Below are 19,385 nucleotides of genomic sequence, written 5' to 3'. Positions count from 1 at the left end.
GCGGTTTTTTTATCACCAGGGCGAATGACCGGCATGACCGGTCAGCCAGTGCATCAATGAATACCATGCATTTTCTTCGCCATCCATTTATTCAGCAGCATCAGTACGATACCTGCAGTAATCGGGATGATCGTAAAGATCAGGAAGAAAGTTGACATCGAATAGGTGTTCGAAATTTCATCGATGTAGCTACCGGTAGAGCCGGCAATCTTATTCGCAATCGCGGTGTTGAGGAACCAGATACCGAACATCAGGCCCAGCAGGCGTTGTGGTGCCAGCTTACTGATGTAGGACAGGCCAACTGGCGAAATGCACAATTCACCCATCGTATGGAAGAAGTAAGCAGCGATCAGGAAGATCATGCTGACCGAAGCCGTCTTCGCACCAACCGGAATGCTGGACGCACCATAGGACAAAGCAGCAAAACCCAGACCCAGCAAAATCAGGCCAGTACCGAATTTAATCGGACCGCTCGGGTTCCAGTGTTTTTCCCACATTTTTGTGAACATCGGTGCCAGTACAACGAGGAAGAAAGAGTTCAATACGCCGAACCAGGTGGCAGGGATATTCGATTTATCCATAGAGAATTCACGGCCCAGCATCCAGATCACCAGTGCCCAGATCGCGCTGATACAGATTACCAGCAGGATGTTAGACCACAGATAGCGCTTTGCCGTACCGGCGAACAATTTAACCAGCAACCAACTCAGGATCGCAGTTGGGATCACCGTCATCAGGCTGTTGACGATCTTGAAAATCATACCGCTGGTGCCAACCAGTTCGCGGTCGGTATAGTCAGCCGCAAAAATGGTCATGGAACCACCGGCTTGCTCAAACGCAAACCAGAAGAAAATCGTGAAGAAAGAGAACACGCAAATCGCTTTGATACGGTCAACCACGACATGACTAGGCGGTTCTTCCTGAGCGACGATGTCTTTTTCTGCTTTCTGTGCTTTAGACAGGCCGATATCGCCAAAGATGCCCTGACCCAGATAGAACTGGATCGCACCCAATATCATGAAGGCGCCAGCCAGACCGAAGCCATACGACCAGGAGATTTTTTCACCGATATAACCGCACAGAGAAATACCAAAGAAAGCACCGGCATTCACCCCCATGTAAAACAGGGTATAACCACCGTCACGGCCGCTTTCATTGTCTTTGTTGTACAGTTGTCCCACAATTGCCGAAATATTCGGTTTGAACAAACCGGTCCCCGCCACTACCAGAGATAAACCCAGGTAGAACATGGTAGGCGTATCAAACAACAGCGAAGCGTGACCCGCTGCAATGATAAAGCCACCCAGTACCACCGCACGGCGGCTGCCCAGGAATTTATCGGCGATCAGGCCACCCAGGATCGGCGTCAGGTAGACCAGGCCGGTGTACCAGCCATACAGTGCGGTCGCATCTGCGCGGGTCCAGCCCCAGCCACCCTTGGCGGTTTCCGTGACCAGAAACAGCACCAGCAGCGCACGCATGCCGTAGTAAGAGAAACGTTCCCACATCTCTGTGAAAAACAGGACAAATAAGCTGTCGGGGTGCCCTAAGATGGTGTGCGCCCCAGGGTTTTGAATTGTGTTCAAACTGCTCTCCGGTTTTGGTTTTTTGTTAGACAAGTTCATCAGCAAAATTTTTTTCATTGCTGATATCAGAATGATGTGAATTGAGTCAATTCGGCGCGTAGCTTACCACGATGAAAAACTCATAAAGAAAGACATATGCTGCAACGCAGCAAAAACAGTGCCAGCCTGGCCTGAAACCATACAGAAGTTAAGTGACAAGCATATAAATGTAAGTATTTACTATCATTTATATGCTTTTAAATCAGAGATGATAAAAAAACAGCCTGAAATCTCTGATGAAATTTCAGGCTGTTTTCAGGCTGTTGCAAGTGTGCTGCAAAGTGAGTTGCGTGGATGCGAAATAGCGCTTTAACGCAAGGTTTTTGTCGCACGATGCACAGTTTGTGTGTGGCCTGCCTCTGTTTTGAACACGGTCAGCGCTTGCCATAATTTATGTGCTTCGTCCTTGAGCGAATCTGCTGCCGCGGCGGATTCTTCCACCAGTGCCGCATTTTGCTGGGTAGACTGATCCATTAGGTTAATTTCGCCGTTAATACGCGCAATACCCGCACTTTGCTCAGACGAGGCAGTGGAAATTTCACGCATGATGGACGTCAGTCCTTCCACCGCAGTCAGTATGGTGCGCATCGTGGCACCCGCCTGATCGACCGCCACGGTACCATGATCCACTTTGGTCATGGAGTTTTCGATCAGGGTTTTGATTTCGCGTGATGCCTGAGCGCTACGCTGCGCCAGGTTTCTGACTTCGGAGGCGACCACGGCAAAACCACGGCCCTGCTCACCGGCACGTGCCGCTTCCACCGCGGCATTCAGCGCCAGGATATTGGTCTGAAAAGCGATGCCTTCGATGGTGGTGATGATGTCTGCCATTTTTCTGGATTCTGCCGCGATGTCGTTCATGCTGACGACTACTTTGTCGACCTCAGCACTGCCGCGTTGTGCGGTACCTGCTGCTTCCACACTGAGCTGACGTGCGCGTTCCGCGTGGGCGGCATTGTTTTGCACGGTTTCATGCATGTGCTCGACGCTGCTGGCGGTTTCTGCCAGCGATGCAGCCTGACTTTCTGTGCGTTGTGACAAATCCAGATTGCCTTTAGCAATTTCACCTGAGGCGTCTGAGACAAATTCACTGCTGACCCGGATATCGGCGACGATGCCGCGCAACTGCTCCTGCATCTGATGCAGCGCATACAGCATGCTGTGCTGATCGCCGCGTTGCAGACTGACCTGGGTGGTCAGATCGCCTTCAGCCACCCGGCGTGCGATTTCAACGGCAGTGTCCGGCTCGCCACCGAGCGGACGGATGATGAGTTTATTCACCACATACAGCAACATCGCCGACACCACGGCTACGCTGATCAGGCCAATCAGGATGGACAGATTGCGCAGCTTTCTGACTTCAGCCAGGATTTTATCTTCCGGTACGCTGATCGCAAACGACCATGGCGTGCTGCTGGCGCCGATGCGGACTGGTACGAAAATGCGCGTCATGCTGGTGTTCAGTGTTGCGTCAAACAGCGTGTCCTCCCAGGATTTTCCCGCTTGTACCGCAGCGATCAGCTCGGGCGGCGCAACTTTGCTGTCTATGGTTTTTCCCACCAGTGCAGGATTGGCATCGCCGATGTACACCGCTTTATTCGACAGCAGGCTGGCTTGTCCTGTTTCATAAGGGCGGATTTTACTGATGCTGTCCTGGAAGCCCGCCACTGGTAAATCCACAGTCACCGCGCCTGCCAGTTTACCATTGCTCATCACGGGGACCGTCACGGTCGTCATGAATACATCTTTACCAGCGATCTTATACATATACGGTTCGAGCAGAACTTCTGTACCGGATTTTTTGGCCAGCAGATAATAGTCACCTGCGCCTTCTTTCTCATAATCGGTCAGGGCTTCCACCTGTATGCTGCCGTTGCCACGGTTCCAGTAAGGCAGATAACGGCCAGTCTGGTCGTGGCCAGGCTTGCCTGTAAATTCAGCATCTTTGCCATCAAATGCGTTTGGCTCCCAGATCGTGCCGACACCGGTAAATTCAGGATTGGCAGCCAAGACGCTCTTGAGCAACTGATCAGCCGCCTCCCGGCTGGGATTGCCTGCTGCTTTCATGCCGCTGAGTCCGGCCGCCAGATTTCTGGCTGCATACAGCGCCACATTGATTTTTTCGGCAACCAGATTCGCATTTGAAATAGCAAGCTGACGCGCATAGGCTGCAGAGGCCTGCGATTGCATCTGACTGGCCTGATAACTCAGCAGGCTGATGGTAATAGTAAAGCCGATGATGACCATGGCCAGCACGGCCAGCAGCATTTTCGCGCGTAAGCCTAATGAACTGGCTGAAAATAAGTTTTGTTTCTTCATACTCTAGAAGTCCTGGTTGCCCGATCTGGGTGCACGTAGTGGCACCTGGGTGTGTTTTTTTGTTCGAATGTTGGCAGCTTGCCAGAGATAAGCAGAAAATGGGGCGCTTCAAGGCGATTTTTGCTGTTTGGTAACAATTTAGCTGTGAGAATTTAAAACTCAGTGTGGTGTGGCAGGCACAAATTCTTATCCAAATGGAACCCATTTCCATGTGCGTGCTCTAACAGAGCCTTGGGACACACTCAGTCAGCATTCAAACAGGACTAAAAATTGCACATAACCGTCCTTACTGGTCTGGCAGACGCACTGGCTGAGCTTTTTAAATTTTGGAGACATATGATGAAGTGGAAAAACCTCGCCCTGGCAGCCAGTCTGCTGTGCGGCCTGGTCAGCCATAGTCAGGCGCTGACAGCAGATCAGGTAAAAAGCTTTACCTTACCGAATGGTATGAAATTCCTGGTGTTGGAAAGTCATACAATCCCGAATGCGAATATGTACACCTACTGGAAAGTTGGTTCACGCAATGAGGTGCCAGGCATTACCGGTTTATCCCACTTCTTTGAACACATGATGTTCAATGGCTCAAAAAAATTCGGCCCTAAGCAATTCGACCGCACCATGGAAGCTGCGGGCGGCGCGAACAATGCTTATACCAATAACGATCTGACTGTGTACCAGGACTGGTTCCCGGCGACCGCGCTGCCCGTGATCTTTGATCTGGAAAGCGACCGTATCGCGAATTTGTCGATTGATCCGAAAATGGTCGACAGCGAGCGCGGCGTGGTGTTGTCGGAACGTAGTACCGGTCTGGAAAATTCGAATCTGCGTTCGCTGTGGGGCGCAGTCTATGCGACGGCTTTCCATGCCCATCCCTATGCGATACCGACCATAGGCCACGAATCCGATATCAAGGCCTGGACTCAGGCCGACTTGGAAAACTACTTCAAGACCTATTACTCGCCGAATAACGCGGTCGCCGTGATCGTCGGCGCGGTGAAGGCCGATGAAGTCAAACGTCTGGCCGAACAGTATTTTGCCAAAGCACCGCAACGCGCTTTGCCACCGGTGGTACGCACCGTGGAACCTGAGCAAAAAGGAGAGCGCCGTGTGTTTGTGCGCAAGGAATCCGCGACGACACCGAATCTGATGGTGTCGTACAAGGTACCGGCTACCAATAATCCTGATTACTACGCCTTGCAAGTCCTGAACAGCATACTGACCGAGGGCAAAACCTCACGTTTGTATCAGGCGCTGGTCGACAAGCGGCTCGCGACGCAGGTGGGTGCCGATTACGGTAAGGCTTTTGATCCCGGTCTGTTTAACTTTTTTGCGGTCGCCGCCAATCAGGTGCCTGCTGCCAAAGTAGAAGCAGCCCTGCTGGCAGAAATCGACAAACTGATCCGTGAAGGCGTGAGCGAAGAAGAAGTGCAGAAGGTCAAAAACCAGAAGCTGCTGAATTTCTATCGGGCGCAGGAAACTATCAACGGCAAAGCAGCCCAGATCGGTGACTATGAAGTGTATTTCGGTGACTATAAAAAACTGTTCGATGCGCCTGAGGCTTATCGTCGCCTGCGTGCAGCGGATATACAAAGAGTCGCCGCCACCTATTTTAAAAAATCTCAACGCACCGTTGGTGTGCTGGCCGCCAGCGAGGAGTAAGCCATGAAACAAGCGATGAAACAAGCCATAAACCAAGCATGCCGTCTGATACAACAAAGTGCCTTAGTCGCAGCCACCGTCACCACCGTGGCAGCATCTGCTCAGGCGGCGGAATTTCAGTTACCGGCATTTGACACTGTCCGTTTATCCAATGGCTTAACCATTTATATGATGGAAAGGCATGAAGTACCACTGGTCGCGGTGCGTGCCGTAGTGCGGGCCGGTGCCACTGTGGACGGTCCAGCCGCTGGTCTGGCTAATCTGACCGGTGACGCCTTGCTGCTGGGGTCGCGTGCTTACAGCAAACAGCAGATCGATCAGAGTTTCGATTTCCGCGGTGCGCGTTTATCCAGCGGTACGTCCGCTGACGGCACAGTGCTGTATGCAGATTTTTCTAAAGACGATATCCAGACCTTGTTGCCCATCATGGCGGATGCCTTGCAAAACCCGCTGTTTGACGCGGCTGAATTTGGCAAACTGCGCGCCCGTACCGTGGATGGCTTAAAGCAGGCCAAGGAAAGTCCGCGCAATGTGGTGCAGCCTTATTTTTACAGCATGCTGTTTGGTCAGGGTGCCTATGCCAATCCGGTCTCCGGTACTGTCAGCAGTGTGAGTATGCTGGAAACCAAGGATGTACAGGGTTTTCATCAGCGTTACTTCCGTCCTGATAATGCCGCACTGGTCGTGGTCGGTGATTTCAAACCCAGCACTATGCGTGCCCAGCTGGAAAAACTGTTTGGTAACTGGAGATCGGCCGGACCATTGCCGGCCCGTGCTGACACTGGCAAAGTCAGCGCCGATAAGGCACGCGTCTGGCTCGTGAATAAAGCCGATGCAGTCGAAACGACCTTTATGTTTGGTGGTGCCGGTATCGCCAGAAATGATGCGGACTATGTGCCACTGCAAGTCATCAATACTATCTTGGGCGGGCGTTTTACGTCCTGGCTGAATGATGAATTGCGTGTCAATTCCGGCCTGACTTATGGGGCGAACAGCAGCTTCCAGACCCTGGCGCAGGCCGGCGTGTTTGGTGTGTCCAGTTTCACGGCAACGGCCAAAACTGAGGCAGCGCTGGCGCTGGCGCACAAAACTTACCAGCGTTTGTGGGATAAGGGCATCGATGCGGCCACGCTGGAATCAGCCAAAGCCTATGTCAAAGGCCAGTTCCCGCCGCGTTATGAAACCAATCAACAACTGGCGGGCTTTTTGAGCGATATGTATGTGTCGCAGATAAATCGTAGCCAAATTGATCACTTTATGCGCGATGTCGATGGTTTGACACCGGAAAAAGCGAAACAATTGGTGGACAAACATTTTCCACGCGATAAACTGCAAATGCTGTTAATCGGCAAAGCCGAGGCAATACGTCCTGTCGCCGCACAGTATGGCGAAGTGACAGAACTGGACATCAAAGCGGATGGATTTAAGCCAGCCGTCAAGTAATACTTAGCACTCAGCCCGGCTCCACCGGGTAACGGTCTCACAAAACCGCTCTGTTATTGACTTGCAGGGCGGTTTTGTTTCATCGGTCGGGCAGCGTGTGATCTGTCTTCTTGAAAGTGTATGCATTTGAAAAACATGAAATCAGCGCCAGTGCGCCCCGTGATGAGCGCGCTGGCTTTGCTGCTGTGCCTGACGCAGCCAGCACCAACGGTGCAGGCTGCCAATGCCAACGGCGCTGCGCGTACCAGCCAAAACGAGAATGGCTACCACTTACCGGCACTGGAATTACAGGCCATTGTGGATGCGCCACGCGGGCCGCTGTTCAAGCTGGGACCGCAGCGCAAAACCGCCTTGATGGTGCATTTACCGGGTTTGCCGGGCATTGCTGATGTGGCGCAGCCTGAGCTCAAGCTGGCTGGCCTGCGCATCAATCCGCGCACCCGTGCTGCCAGCCATTTTGATTTTGGCACCAGCTTAAGTCTGCTTGATGTCGCGACCGGTAAAAGCCGCGAAGTCAGTGGCCTGCCAGCCAAAGTACGCATCGCAGAAACCCTGTGGTCACCGGATGAACAATGGGTAGCTTTCAGCCGCTGGGTCGATGATGGCGTGGAATTGTGGCTGCTGGATGTGCGTAAGGCGCAGGCAAGGCGCCTGATGGCGGATAAGCTCAATGCCACCACCAGTGCCGGTTTTTCCTGGACGGGTTCAGATGAATTGTTTGTCAGATTAGTACCGAAAAATCAAAAACCGCTACCCCCGCCAGCTATCGTGCCTGCAGGCCCAAATATGGTGGAAAGCCGCGCCGGTAAAGGGGCGCAGAACCGCACCTTCCCCGATATGCTGAAAACAACCGCGGATTCCGACATGCTGGACTGGCAGTTACAGACCCAGCTGGGTTTCGTCAGTATTAAAGGCGAAGTCAGGCGTATCGGTCCGGTCATGACGCTGTCTAAGGCCAGTGTCTCGCCGGATGGCAGTCTGATCCTGACTACACAGTTGCGTCGCCCGTATTCCACCATGTTACCTATGGACAGATTCGGTCAGCTGATCGAATTGTGGGATGACGAAGGCCGCAAGGTACGTACCGTGGCTGAGCGGCCTATGCGTGAGCGCATTCCCTCCGGGAATGATGCGGTGCAGGCCGGGCCACGGGACTTCTCCTGGCGTGCGGATAAACCGGCCAGTCTGACCTGGCTGGAAGCGCAAGGCGGCGGTGATCCTGAATCCCATAGCAAGGTGCATGATGTCTTCATGCAGCAGGCAGCCCCCTTTGATCATCCGCCACAGAAGCTGATGGAACTGGCCTGGCGTTTTTCCAGCGTACAGTGGGGCAATGATAACCTGGCGCTGGTGACCGAAAACTGGAGCAAGACGCGCGATACCCGTACCTGGCGCATCCGTCCCGGTGTCGCGGACAGCAAACCTGAGCTGGTGTTCAGCCGCAAGACTGAAGATCAGTATGCCAATCCGGGTAATCCTGTGATGACGACCAATGAGATGGGGCGTCAGGTCTTGCGCATCACAGCGGATGGCAGGTCCATATTCCTGACCGGTACCGGTGCCAGTGCAGAGGGCGACCGTCCTTTCCTGGACCGGCTGGATCTGGTCAGCCGTCAGACCACACGCTTATTCCGTTCGCATCCGCCGTTTTACGAAGAAGTGGTCGGCATACTCAATGACAAAGGCAGTCAGATTATCCTGAGCCGCGAGTCGAATGAAGAGCGCCCCAACTATTATGCCGATGATCTCGGTGATCCTGTGCCACCGCGTGCATTGACCAGTTTCGCGCATCCTTACCCGCAACTCAAGGGCGTGAAAAAACAGCAAATTCGTTACGAGCGTGAAGATGGTGTAGAACTGACGGCCAATCTGTATCTGCCGCCAGGGTACGAGCCTAAACGCGATGGCCCGCGTCCCACCCTGATCTGGGCCTATCCGCGTGAATTCAAAACCGCAGAAGCAGCGAGTCAGGTCACCGGTTCGCCGCATCGTTTCAACCGGATTTCCTATAACGGCCCGCACGTGATGCTGGCACGTGGTTATGTGGTGGTCGATGGACCCGGTATGCCGATTATCGGTGAGGGAAAAAAAGAGCCGAACGATAGTTATCTGGAACAACTGAAGATGAATGCTGAAGCGGTCATCGACGAGGTAGTTAAGCTGGGTGTGACTGACCGTAACCGCATCGCGATTGGTGGCCATAGCTACGGTGCATTTATGACTGCCAATCTGCTTGCGCATACCAGGCTGTTCCGGGCAGGGATTGCGCGTTCCGGTGCGTACAACCGCACGCTGACGCCGTTTGGTTTCCAGTCGGAAGACAGGAATTTCTGGACTGCGAAGAAAACCTATCTGGAAATGTCGCCATTTAATTTTGCGAACCAGGTCAAGGACCCTATCCTGTTCATTCATGGCGAGCAGGACAATAACAGCGGTACCTTCCCTATGCAGAGCGAGCGTATGTTCCAGGCTTTACAGGGCTTGGGTATCGCCTCGCGGCTGGTGATGCTGCCCAATGAAAGTCACAGCTACCGCGCGCGCGAGTCGATATTGCATATGCTGTGGGAGCAGGATCGCTGGCTGGACATGTATGTGAAAAATGCCAAAGGCGAAGCTGGCGGCAAAGACTGAGGCACAACGCGCTGTGTGCGGCTCAGTAAGTAAAAGGGGAGGCAGAGGTCTCCCCTTGTTTTTTTGCACCCATGTAAAGTTTTGCATTAAGATGCCTACTGGCTTGCAACACTTTTGCATCGTTGAGTTGTGCTGCAGCCCGCCTCATCCTGACACCGATTTCACCAATAAGGCCACGCTATGCTCAAAGCCGTCATTTTAGATGCCAATGCGGTTGCCCGTAATTTACTGACTTCCGTACTCAATAATGGCGGGCATGAAGTGGTGGGCGATGCCAATCTGGCACCCGCCAGCCTGGCACGCGTGATCCGCCTGAAACCGCAAATCGTATGTATCGATATTGGCGAAACCAATGAAGAAGGACTGGCGATCATCGATCAGTTGCGCCGCGAATTGCCTAAGGCGTTGTTATTTCTGGTCTCGGCCAAAATTGATGCGACTATTCTGCAGGCTGCACAACAACGTGGTGTCCATGGCTTCATCGTGAAACCATTTAATTCGGTGGCGGTACTGACATCTATCCGCAATACCATCCTGCGTATCGCCAAACAGCAAAGAGCTGCAGCCCAGCCACCCGCCGACACACAGGACAGCGCAGCATTGGATAATTCCTCTGCACCGGATGCGGTTTAATCCCCACAAACCGGACCTTCATCCCCTTAGCCTGTGTTTCATCGCAGGCTCACGCAGTGGCAGGTTCAGCTTATACACTGAGCCCTGTTCTGTTAAGCGGCAGCCGGAGTCTTCATGTCAAATCCATCCCATGTCAAACGTCCTGTAGAGGCAGATTCCCCCTTACCCGCAGAAGTTGCGGTCAGAACCGATACCTGGCTTAACCGGGCGCGTAACTATCCGGTATTTTCGCGTACCTGGTTTTATTACCGCAGTCTGGCCTGGTCGGTACCGGTCGGTATTATTGCTTTGTTCAGTTGCATCGTCGCCTATTTATCCGGCGTCAGTCTGCCAGATATTGTCGCTAAAGCGATTCCAGCCACGCTGACGTTTACGATGTTGCATTTGCTGGGCCCGGGTCTGGCGGTATTGATACGGCAACGTCATTTCAGCTCACGTAAAGAGTCGGTCCTGATTGTGCTGGCGTTGCTGGCCGGTGCCTTGATCAGTTGGGGCGCTTTGTACGGTAGTAAATACAGCGTCAAACTGGCCGTGTATGGTGACCCGCATCATGTAAGCAAAAAGGCGATTGACGACAAAGCTAAAAAAGCAGCTGCAGCGGCACATAGCGAGCCTCAGGCCAGCAGCGCCTCCCAGCCTGACAGCGCAGAAGATAAAGTGGCTCCTGAAATGGAGAAAGTCAGTGAACAAGCCATAGAAGGTCTGGCCAATGCCTTTGTTGTCATCGGTTTGTTGTATTTGGCAGGTGGCTTTGATCTGTGGCTCTACTTCCGCCAGAAGAAGCGTTTAAAAGAAGTCGAACATCAGCGTGAATTGCAACGCGCGCAAGAAGCCAGACGCGAAGCGGAGTTACGCCTGTCGGTACTGGTGGCACAGGTCGAACCGCACTTTCTGTTCAACACACTGGCTGGTGTACGTTCCGCCATCAACACTGAGCCGGCGCGCGCGGTCAGCATCGTCGATCATCTGGTCGATTATCTGCGTGCTACGATCCCACAAATGCGGGATGATGGCGCCTCGGTACAGGGCAGGCTGAAAAAACAATTTGATGCAGCCCGCGCCTATCTGAGCCTGATGCAAGCCCGCATTCCACGTCTGAGCTTCAGCGTGTATTCGGAAGTGGAGGATGCAGCACTGCCGCCATTGTTGCTGATTTCTTTGGTAGAAAACGCGATCAAACATGGCGTAGAGCCTAAGATAGGTCCTGCCCATATTGCGATCACCGCTGGTCGTATCGAACAACATGAGCAATCCTATTTGCAGATACGGGTGGCCGATGACGGGGTCGGTTTTGGCGGCAGCAGTTCTGGCTCCGGCATCGGTCTGACCAATATCCATCAACGCCTGCATTCCATGTATGGCACAGCAGCCAGCCTGGAATTGAAAGCACGTGCTGAAGGTGGCGTACTGGCAGTGATCACGCTGCCTTACGAGCCATAAGTACGACACGATGGATGTATGTTTTTCTGAGTTTTCCTGAATTGATTCTGTATAAAAATACTTAAGACTAGAGACATCATGATCACAGCTATCATCGCCGACGACGAAGACTTACCTCGTAAAGACCTCAGACGCATGCTGCAGGAGCACTGGCCCGAGCTCAGTATTGTCGCTGAGTGTGAGCATGGTGCTGATGCACTGGAAGCGATTCATACCCATCGTCCGGATATCGCCTTTCTCGACATCCGTATGCCGGGCATGACCGGGCTGGACGTCGCCCATGCCACTAAAGGGCAATGCCATGCGGTGTTTACTACTGCCTACGATCAGTATGCGCTGGATGCATTTGTCGCCGGTGCGATTGATTATCTGCTCAAGCCTATCGCTGCTCAGCGTCTGAACGAGGCCATCACCCGGCTCAAAGAACGCATGAAAGCGGCTCAGCCAGCACCTGATCTGACCCAGCTGATGTCTGAGCTGGATAAGCGTATCCGCGGTAACCAGCCCGAGCGCATACGCTGGATCAGTGCCAGTGTGGGCGATACCATTAAGATGTTCGCGGTCGATAAAATTCTGTTTTTTACTTCCGATGAAAAATACACCCGGGTTGTGAGCCAGCAGGATGAGGCGCATGTGCGCAAACCGCTCAAAGAACTGATGGAAGGCTTAGATCCTGACGTGTTCTGGCAAATCCATCGCGGCACCCTGGTGCGCGCCGACGCAATTGCGCGCGCCCACAGAGATGAAATGGGACGCTATTCCGTGGAATTGCATGGCAGTGCGGAGAAGTTGAGGGTGAGTCAGGCATATGCCTGGCGTTTCAAACCCATGTAGTCCGGACTGACGAAAAACCGCCCCGGCTGCGTTGTGGCGCCTTGCCAGGGCCTGTTAGCATTTAAATTGCGAGACACGCAATTTAAATGCTAACAGGCCCTAAAGTACTGTCTGCGGCGCCACGCCTTGCCGGGACGGCTTTGCGTCAGTCCGGGTAAAAACTTCCAGTTGCATTGTGGTCGTGATTAATATCCTGTCCGGATTGAGCCAGCATAAACTGGCCAGATTTGTTAAGCTGCTACGCTTTGTCAGGCGCCCTGCCTGTCCCCTGAGGAGTTTGCATGCGTAGCAGTGACTTGATCCGCCTTTTGACCCTGGCCGCCATCTGGGGCGCCTCTTTTCTGTTTATGCGTGTGATTGCGCCGGTACTGGGCGCACTTTGGACCGCCGAATTGCGGGTCATGATTGCCGGTTTGGCGCTGAGTGGCTGGATGCTGCTGACAGGGAAGCCGCAGAACTGGCGTCAGAACTGGAAATCGTTTCTGGTACTGGGCGCGATCAATTCTGCGCTGCCGTTTGCCATGTATGCCTATGCAGCCCAACATATGCCGGCTGGATACTCCGCCATCATGAATGCCACCACACCCTTATGGGGCGCAGTGATGGGCGCACTGTTCCTGAGCGAAGCCTTCACCGTACGCAAACTGGCTGGTTTGCTGGTCGGGGTGCTGGGTGTGGCCTTGCTGGTCAAGCTGGGGCCGGTAGTCTGGAGTACCGAGCTGATGCTGGCGCTGCTGGCCTGTTCAGGCGCGACGGTGTGTTATGCGCTGGCTGGTGTCTACACCAAAAAATTATCGGTGAATGTGAATCCCTTGCTGATGGCGACCGCTTCCCAGCTCGGTGCGGCTTTCGTGCTGCTGCCTTTTCTGCCACTGGTACCGGTGCAAGGCGAGATCACCACGACGGTGATGGCGCTGGCGGTTGCCTTGGCACTACTGTGCAGTGCGATCGCCTATCTGCTCTACTTCCGCCTGATACATGATATCGGCCCGACTAAGGCACTGACGGTCACCTTCCTGATTCCCTTGTTTGCGCTGTTATGGGGTGCGATTTTCCTGAGCGAGCACCTGACCTGGAGCATGGCCGCCGGTTGCGCTGGCGTGGTGCTGGCGACCTGGCTGGTGGTATCAGGACCGCGTAAATAATTTTTCCCAGTAGCCTACATCATGCCATTGCCCGAATTTCTGACCGACTTCAGAAAAACGGGCGACCTGACGCATCCCCATTTTTTCATGCAATGCGATGCTGGCCGGATTGGGTAAAGCGATCCCTGCGATCACACTGTGTATGCCCAATTGCTGCAGCTGAGTGAATAAGGCCTGATATAAGGCTGAGCCCAGACCCTGAGCTACTGACTCGCGTGCCGCGTAGACGGATACTTCGACGGAATGACGGTAAGCTGGCCTGGTGCGCCAGGGCGTGGCGTAGGCATAGGCGCTGAGTTTGCCTTGCTGTTCGTACACCAGCCAGGGCAGCCCCGCGTCCAGCACGGTCTGTATGCGTTGTGCCATTTGTTCATGGCTGACAGCAGTTTCTTCAAAACTGATGTAGGTTTCCAGTATATATGGGTTATAGATTGCACAAATTGCGGCAGCATCAGCAGCCAGGGCGGGACGTAGCATTGCATACTCCATTCAAGGTTGACTTGCTCAGGCCTTGCAAGGATTGGGCCAGTCCAGTCAATACGGGGCAAAACGGAACCAATTGTAAGTCTGTCTATCCAAGTGGCTCAACCATCAGACAGTCGCTGACTTTCATCCATGTCCAAATTCATCACCACCCTGCAGGCTGCCAGATACGGCAGCCTGTTTTGTCTGTCACTGTGTAGTCTTACTGCGCAGGCGCAGCAAGCGCCACAGTCGTTCTCATCACAACAACTGCCGCAAGTGCAGGAAGCACCTTTGCGCGCCCATCTGGCCTTGTTATCGTCTGACCTGTTTGAAGGCCGGGGCACGGGGCAGCGTGGCGGGGATCTGACCGTCGCTTATTTGGAAGCGCAGGCCCAGGCGCTGGGCTTATTGCCTGCGAATGGACAGTCTTACCGCCAACCGGTACGCATCAGCGGTGTCAAAGCGCTGCCTGCAAAAAGTACCGTTCATCTGGAACTGGCTGGAAAAATCCTGCCCATGCAATTTGCCGACGACTGGGTGTGGTGGACGGGGAATGCCCAGACCCAGCAAAGCTTTGATCATGAATTGCTGTTTGTTGGCTACGGCATCAGCGCACCCGAAGAGCAATGGGATGATTACAAAGGCGTCGACTGTCGCGGAAAAATCCTGGTGATGCTGGTCAACGAGCCACGTCCTACGGAGGCGGAGCCTAAACGTTTTGGCGGAGCTGCCCTGACCTATTATGGGCGCTGGAATTACAAGTTCGAGGAGGCCAGACGGCATGGTGCGGCAGGTGTGCTGCTGATTCATACCGATGCCAGTGCCAGTTATGGCTGGTCGGTGGTCAAAAATGGCGGCAGTGCTGAACATTTTCAGTTGCAGGGAGCAGACAGTGGCGTCGGGCTGCAAGGCTGGATCACCGATGCGCTGGCGCAGCAGGTATTTGCCGGTGCCGGACTGAAGCTCGATAAATTGCGTGAAGCCGCAGAAAAAAATGATTTCCGGCCTGTGCGTTTGCCATCTGCCAGACTCAAAGGCGAGGCGCGTTCCGCCTTACGTCAGCTGGAACAATACAATGTTGTCGGTATTGTGCCCGGTACTGATCCGCGCCTGAAGCAGGAACTGGTGATTTACAGCGCCCACTGGGATCATCTGGGTAAGCAAGAAACTAAGCAAGAGGGAAGCGGCGAGGTGATTTACAACGGCGCGATCGACAATGGCTCAGGCACAGCGGGTTTGCTGGCGATGGCCAAAGCGGCCGTGGCTCAACCGGCCCGGCGCAGCCAGATGTTCTTATGGGTCGCGGCGGAAGAGCAGGGCTTGCTCGGCAGCGCTGCCTATGCGGCACAGCCTTTATGGCCCCTGCGTAAAACGGCAGCGGCATTGAATATCGACGTGATGAATTTTGTCGGTGTCACGCGTGACATGGGTCTGACTGGCAGCGAACGCAGTGAACTACAGCAGCATGCACTCAAGGTTGCGCGTGATATGCAATTACAGGCCAGTCCGGAAACGCCGGATACTGCCGGTGGCTATTTTCGCAGCGATCATTTTAGCTTTGCGAAGGCCGGTGTGCCTGCGTTTTCAGTGAGCCGTGGCCGTGACTTTATCCACCATCCGCAAGAGTCCGCTGAAAAGGCCCGCGCCTATGGCAAACGCTATCATCAGAGCACGGATAAATATGATCCGGACTGGGATTTGTCAGGCATGGTGCAACAGGCTCAATTCACCCTGCAACTGGGTTATGAAATTGCGAACAGCCCCAAAATGCCAGCCTGGAAAGCCGGTGACCCATTTGCTCAGCCACGTCAGACTGAAACCACGCCCTGAATCGGGATAAAAAAAAGCTGCGGATTTCTGGTCCGCAGCTTATAAAAATGCTGGAGGATACTTAGGAATAGACCCCAGCATGAGGTGAACAGGTACCTACAACAATCGCTCGCGTCAGCAGAATTGATGGACGTGCTGCTGGCGCATTGATTCAGGCCGGTTTGATCGTCTTACGTCCTAAAAGTTGCAGCAATTTTAGCAAACCGCGCCAAATCATGCGCAGACCACACAAAGTCAGTACTGCTTCCACCATCGTCATCGCGATCGCGATCACAGAATGGAAGCGTTCGCTGCGCAGGCGGATTTTCCGGCGTATACCATCTTTCGCAATTTCTATGCTGTCGTAGAAGGTAGGCACGACTAACAGGGTCAGCAAGGTGGAAGTGATGGTGCCACCGATAATCGCAATCGCCAGCGGACGATAGAATTCACCACCCTCACCCATTCCCAAGGCCACCGGCAGCATGCCTGCGATCAGCGCAAAGGTAGTCATCAGGATAGGGCGCAGACGTACGCGTCCAGCCTGCATCAGGGCGGCTTCACGTTCCATGCCCTCTGACTCAAATTTACGTGCTGCATCCAGCAACAGAATCGCATTTTTTGCCACCAGCCCCATGAGCATAATCACGCCGATCAGACTCATCAGGTTAATCGTGCTACGTGTGATCAGCAGCGCCAGTACCACGCCGATCAGCGACAGCGGCAACGATAACATGACACCCAAAGGCGCACTGAAAGAGCCGAACTGCATCACCAGGATCAGATACATCAGACCTATGCCGGACAAGACAGCGATACCCATGGCACCGAACACTTCTTCCTGATCCTGACCGGCACCACCCACTGACAAGCCATAGCCAGCCGGGAAGTTCATGGATTCAGCCAGTTTCTTGGCATCGGCAATCACTTCACCATTCGAGCGACCCTGCGCATTGGCAGAGACGGTGATAGTCCGTTTGCCATTCGCATGCTCTATGCTGGATGGGCCTTTACCCATGGTGATGGTGGCGATCTGATCGAGCGGTACCATTTGGCTGCTGCCTGCTACCGCGATAGGCAGACGTTCGATATTCTCTTTGCTGACGCGGTCATCCGGATGCAAACGCACCGCGACGTCACGTGTCTCTCCGGTAGGATCGACCCAGTCACCGACTTCGATACCGGCAAAGGCGACGCGCAAGGTCTGGGCTGCATCATTCGATGAGATGCCCATCGAATTGGCGAGACCACGGTTGAGTTCGATTTTCAGTTCTTTCTTCGGATCTTGCTCAGACAAACCGATATCGACCGCACCTGGGACATCGTGCAGTTTTTCCATATACAGACTGGTGATTTCCAACAGTTTCCGTGAATCCGGGCCGGTAAATTCCATTTGCACCGGCTTTTGCGCACCATTGTTCAAATCATCCTGTACCGTATATTCAGCACCGACCAGCGTGCGGATTTTCTCACGCAATTCAGTGGCGATTTCCTTAGCACTGCGTTTGCGTTCGGTACTTTTGCCTATGTCTACATAAATCCGGCCACCAGCCGGTGTGATATTGCTGTTGGTGTCTTTCGTCTCAGGTAAGCTGCGTGCGATCGCCGCGGCTCTTTCCATTTTCAGCTTCGCGTATTCCAGCGACGATGACGCTGGCGTGCGCACCGAGATCATCAGATTGCCGGAATCGGTCGCCGGTAAAAAGCTGGTGCCACCGAATTTGGCCTGCAGTGCCATCGCAGCCACCAGACTCAGGACAGCAATCGCTGTCATAGAACGACGATGATGCAGTGCCCAGGCAATCACATGGCCATAGCGGTCGGACTGACGATCAAACCAGTCATTGAAGCGAGCCAGCAGCTTGCTCAAGCCTTTTTTGGGCGCGGTATGATGATCGGCCGGATCACCCCAGTAAGCGGACAACATCGGATCCAGCGTAAAGGAAATCCCCAGACTGACCAGCACCGAGCAGGTCACCGTCAGTGCGAACGGACGGAACCATTCACCAGGCATACCCGGCATGAAGGCGACCGGTATAAACACCGCAATGATAGAGAAAGTAGTCGCCGCCACGGCCAGACCAATTTCTGCAGTGCCCTGTAAGGCAGCTGTGCGACGATCTGAACCCATTTGCATATGGCGCACAATGTTTTCCCGCACCACAATCGCATCATCAATCAATACACCAATCGCCAGCGACAGACCCAGCAGCGTCATGAAGTTCAGCGTGAAACCACACAGCCAGACTGCGATAAAGGCAGCAATCACCGAGGTTGGCAGACTCAATGCCGTGATCAGGGTAGAGCGCCAGGAATTCAGGAAGGCATACACCACAAAGATAGTCAGCCCTGCACCCAGAACCAGCGATTCGATCACATTATTCAGGCTGCGCTGTGCGTCTTTGCCGCCGTCACGCGTGATGTCGAGCTTGGTACCCGGATAGGTAGTCTCATATTCCTTATTGGTTTTCTCCAGGAATTCACGCACTGCCTTTGCGACAGAGACGGTACTGGCTTCGCGTGATTTACTGACCTGAATACCGACATTCGGTTTGCCGCTGCGTATACTCAGGCTGTTCAGATCGGCAAAGTTGTCTTCAATAGTGGCAACCTGTGCCAGGCGCACTACCTGTTCGCCATTGCGTTTAATAACAACTTGCTGAAATTCTTCCGGTGTTTCAATACGACCAACCAGACGTATGCTTTCTTCGTCCAGCTTGCCACGGATTTTGCCGACCGGGGCATTGGTGTTTTGCATGCGCAGTGCATTGACGACTTCACCGACCGAGACATTGTATTCACGCAGTTTTTCTGCGCGCAACAAGACCGACAGTTCGCGTTTTAAAGAGCCCCCGACGGTGACGGTGGATACGCCGGGTAAGCCACGCAGTTTATCTGCCAGGTTATCTTCTGCCAGACGCGAAATCTCGGCATGACTCAGTTTGCTGGACGACAGCGCGATATTCACAATTGGCTGCGCCGAAGGGTCCCAGCGCTGGATGATGGGTTCGCGCATTTCAGTCGGCATTTTGAAACGCACATTAGAAATCACATTGCGGACTTCATCAGTGGCTTCGATCATGTTCTTTTTAAATTCAAACATGATGTCAAAACGGGCCATACCTTCATTTGAGCTGGAATACACTTCCTTGACACCGGAAATACTCATCATCGATTTTTCCAGGCGATTGATGATTTCGCGTTCTACGGTATCCGGTGAAGCACCCGGATAGGGCATGACCACCGACAGACCCGGCACTTCCACATCGGGATTCTGATTGACGCGCAGCTTGCTTAAAGCCAGTAAGCCCAAAGCCATCAGCGCGATGATCATCACGATCGTCGCGATGGGGCGTTTAATACTGAAGTCAGATAAGAACAT

12 protein-coding genes are annotated in these 19,385 nt (G+C 53.6%); 8 read left to right on the top strand and 4 right to left on the bottom strand.

Annotation, left to right across the window (positions count from 1 at the left end):
- Window positions 1–53 precede the first annotated feature (53 nt).
- Entirely contained in the window at window positions 54–1,586 is a 1,533-nt protein-coding gene (locus H8K47_RS00855) for a peptide MFS transporter (protein ID WP_212680842.1), read from the bottom strand.
- Window positions 1,587–1,934: 348 nt separating this feature from the next.
- Complete coding sequence (locus H8K47_RS00850) at window positions 1,935–3,944, bottom strand: methyl-accepting chemotaxis protein (protein ID WP_186879533.1); 2,010 nt, start codon at window positions 3,942–3,944, stop codon at window positions 1,935–1,937.
- 336 nt (window positions 3,945–4,280) lie between these two features.
- On the opposite strand from H8K47_RS00850, the gene H8K47_RS00845 reads away from it, so the two are divergent.
- The 7 genes from H8K47_RS00845 to H8K47_RS00815 all read left to right on the top strand — a co-directional run bounded on the left by H8K47_RS00845 (window position 4,281) and on the right by H8K47_RS00815 (window position 13,729).
- Window positions 4,281–5,603, top strand: a complete 1,323-nt coding sequence (locus H8K47_RS00845; protein ID WP_230405062.1) for a M16 family metallopeptidase — start codon at window positions 4,281–4,283, stop codon at window positions 5,601–5,603.
- Window positions 5,604–5,606: 3 nt separating this feature from the next.
- Window positions 5,607–7,046 carry a M16 family metallopeptidase gene (locus H8K47_RS00840; protein ID WP_230410127.1) on the top strand — a complete coding sequence of 480 codons (1,440 nt, stop codon included), beginning with the start codon at window positions 5,607–5,609 and terminating at the stop codon, window positions 7,044–7,046.
- A gap of 135 nt (window positions 7,047–7,181) precedes the next feature.
- The gene (locus H8K47_RS00835) at window positions 7,182–9,677 is read left to right on the top strand and encodes a S9 family peptidase (RefSeq protein WP_186879532.1); all 2,496 of its coding nucleotides are present in this window, start codon (window positions 7,182–7,184) and stop codon (window positions 9,675–9,677) included.
- Window positions 9,678–9,857: 180 nt separating this feature from the next.
- Window positions 9,858–10,310 carry an ANTAR domain-containing response regulator gene (locus H8K47_RS00830; RefSeq protein WP_186879531.1) on the top strand — a complete coding sequence of 151 codons (453 nt, stop codon included), beginning with the start codon at window positions 9,858–9,860 and terminating at the stop codon, window positions 10,308–10,310.
- Between the two features lie 114 nt (window positions 10,311–10,424).
- Window positions 10,425–11,750 carry a sensor histidine kinase gene (locus H8K47_RS00825; RefSeq protein WP_186879530.1) on the top strand — a complete coding sequence of 442 codons (1,326 nt, stop codon included), beginning with the start codon at window positions 10,425–10,427 and terminating at the stop codon, window positions 11,748–11,750.
- Window positions 11,751–11,828: 78 nt separating this feature from the next.
- The gene (locus H8K47_RS00820; protein WP_186879529.1) at window positions 11,829–12,584 is read left to right on the top strand and encodes a LytR/AlgR family response regulator transcription factor; all 756 of its coding nucleotides are present in this window, start codon (window positions 11,829–11,831) and stop codon (window positions 12,582–12,584) included.
- A gap of 281 nt (window positions 12,585–12,865) precedes the next feature.
- Window positions 12,866–13,729 (top strand): DMT family transporter, encoded by an 864-nt coding sequence (locus H8K47_RS00815; RefSeq protein WP_186879528.1) that lies wholly within the window; start codon window positions 12,866–12,868, stop codon window positions 13,727–13,729.
- Here H8K47_RS00815 and H8K47_RS00810 read toward each other — a convergent pair.
- Complete coding sequence (locus tag H8K47_RS00810) at window positions 13,712–14,206, bottom strand: arsinothricin resistance N-acetyltransferase ArsN1 family B (protein ID WP_186879527.1); 495 nt, start codon at window positions 14,204–14,206, stop codon at window positions 13,712–13,714. The genes H8K47_RS00815 and H8K47_RS00810 overlap by 18 nt on opposite strands.
- Before the next feature lie 138 nt (window positions 14,207–14,344).
- Between H8K47_RS00810 and H8K47_RS00805 the strand changes: the two genes are divergently transcribed.
- A complete protein-coding gene (locus tag H8K47_RS00805; RefSeq protein WP_186879526.1) occupies window positions 14,345–16,024 on the top strand; it encodes a M28 family peptidase in 1,680 nt (559 codons plus the stop codon).
- Window positions 16,025–16,175: 151 nt separating this feature from the next.
- Here H8K47_RS00805 and H8K47_RS00800 read toward each other — a convergent pair whose 3' ends face one another.
- Window positions 16,176–19,385, bottom strand: coding sequence for an efflux RND transporter permease subunit (locus tag H8K47_RS00800; RefSeq protein ID WP_186879525.1), 3,210 nt, complete (start codon window positions 19,383–19,385; stop codon window positions 16,176–16,178).

This window comes from Cognatundibacterium rugosum, assembly GCF_014284365.1.
Lineage (GTDB): Bacteria > Pseudomonadota > Gammaproteobacteria > Burkholderiales > Burkholderiaceae_D > Undibacterium > Undibacterium rugosum.
This window is presented reverse-complemented; position numbering and strand designations above follow the sequence as displayed.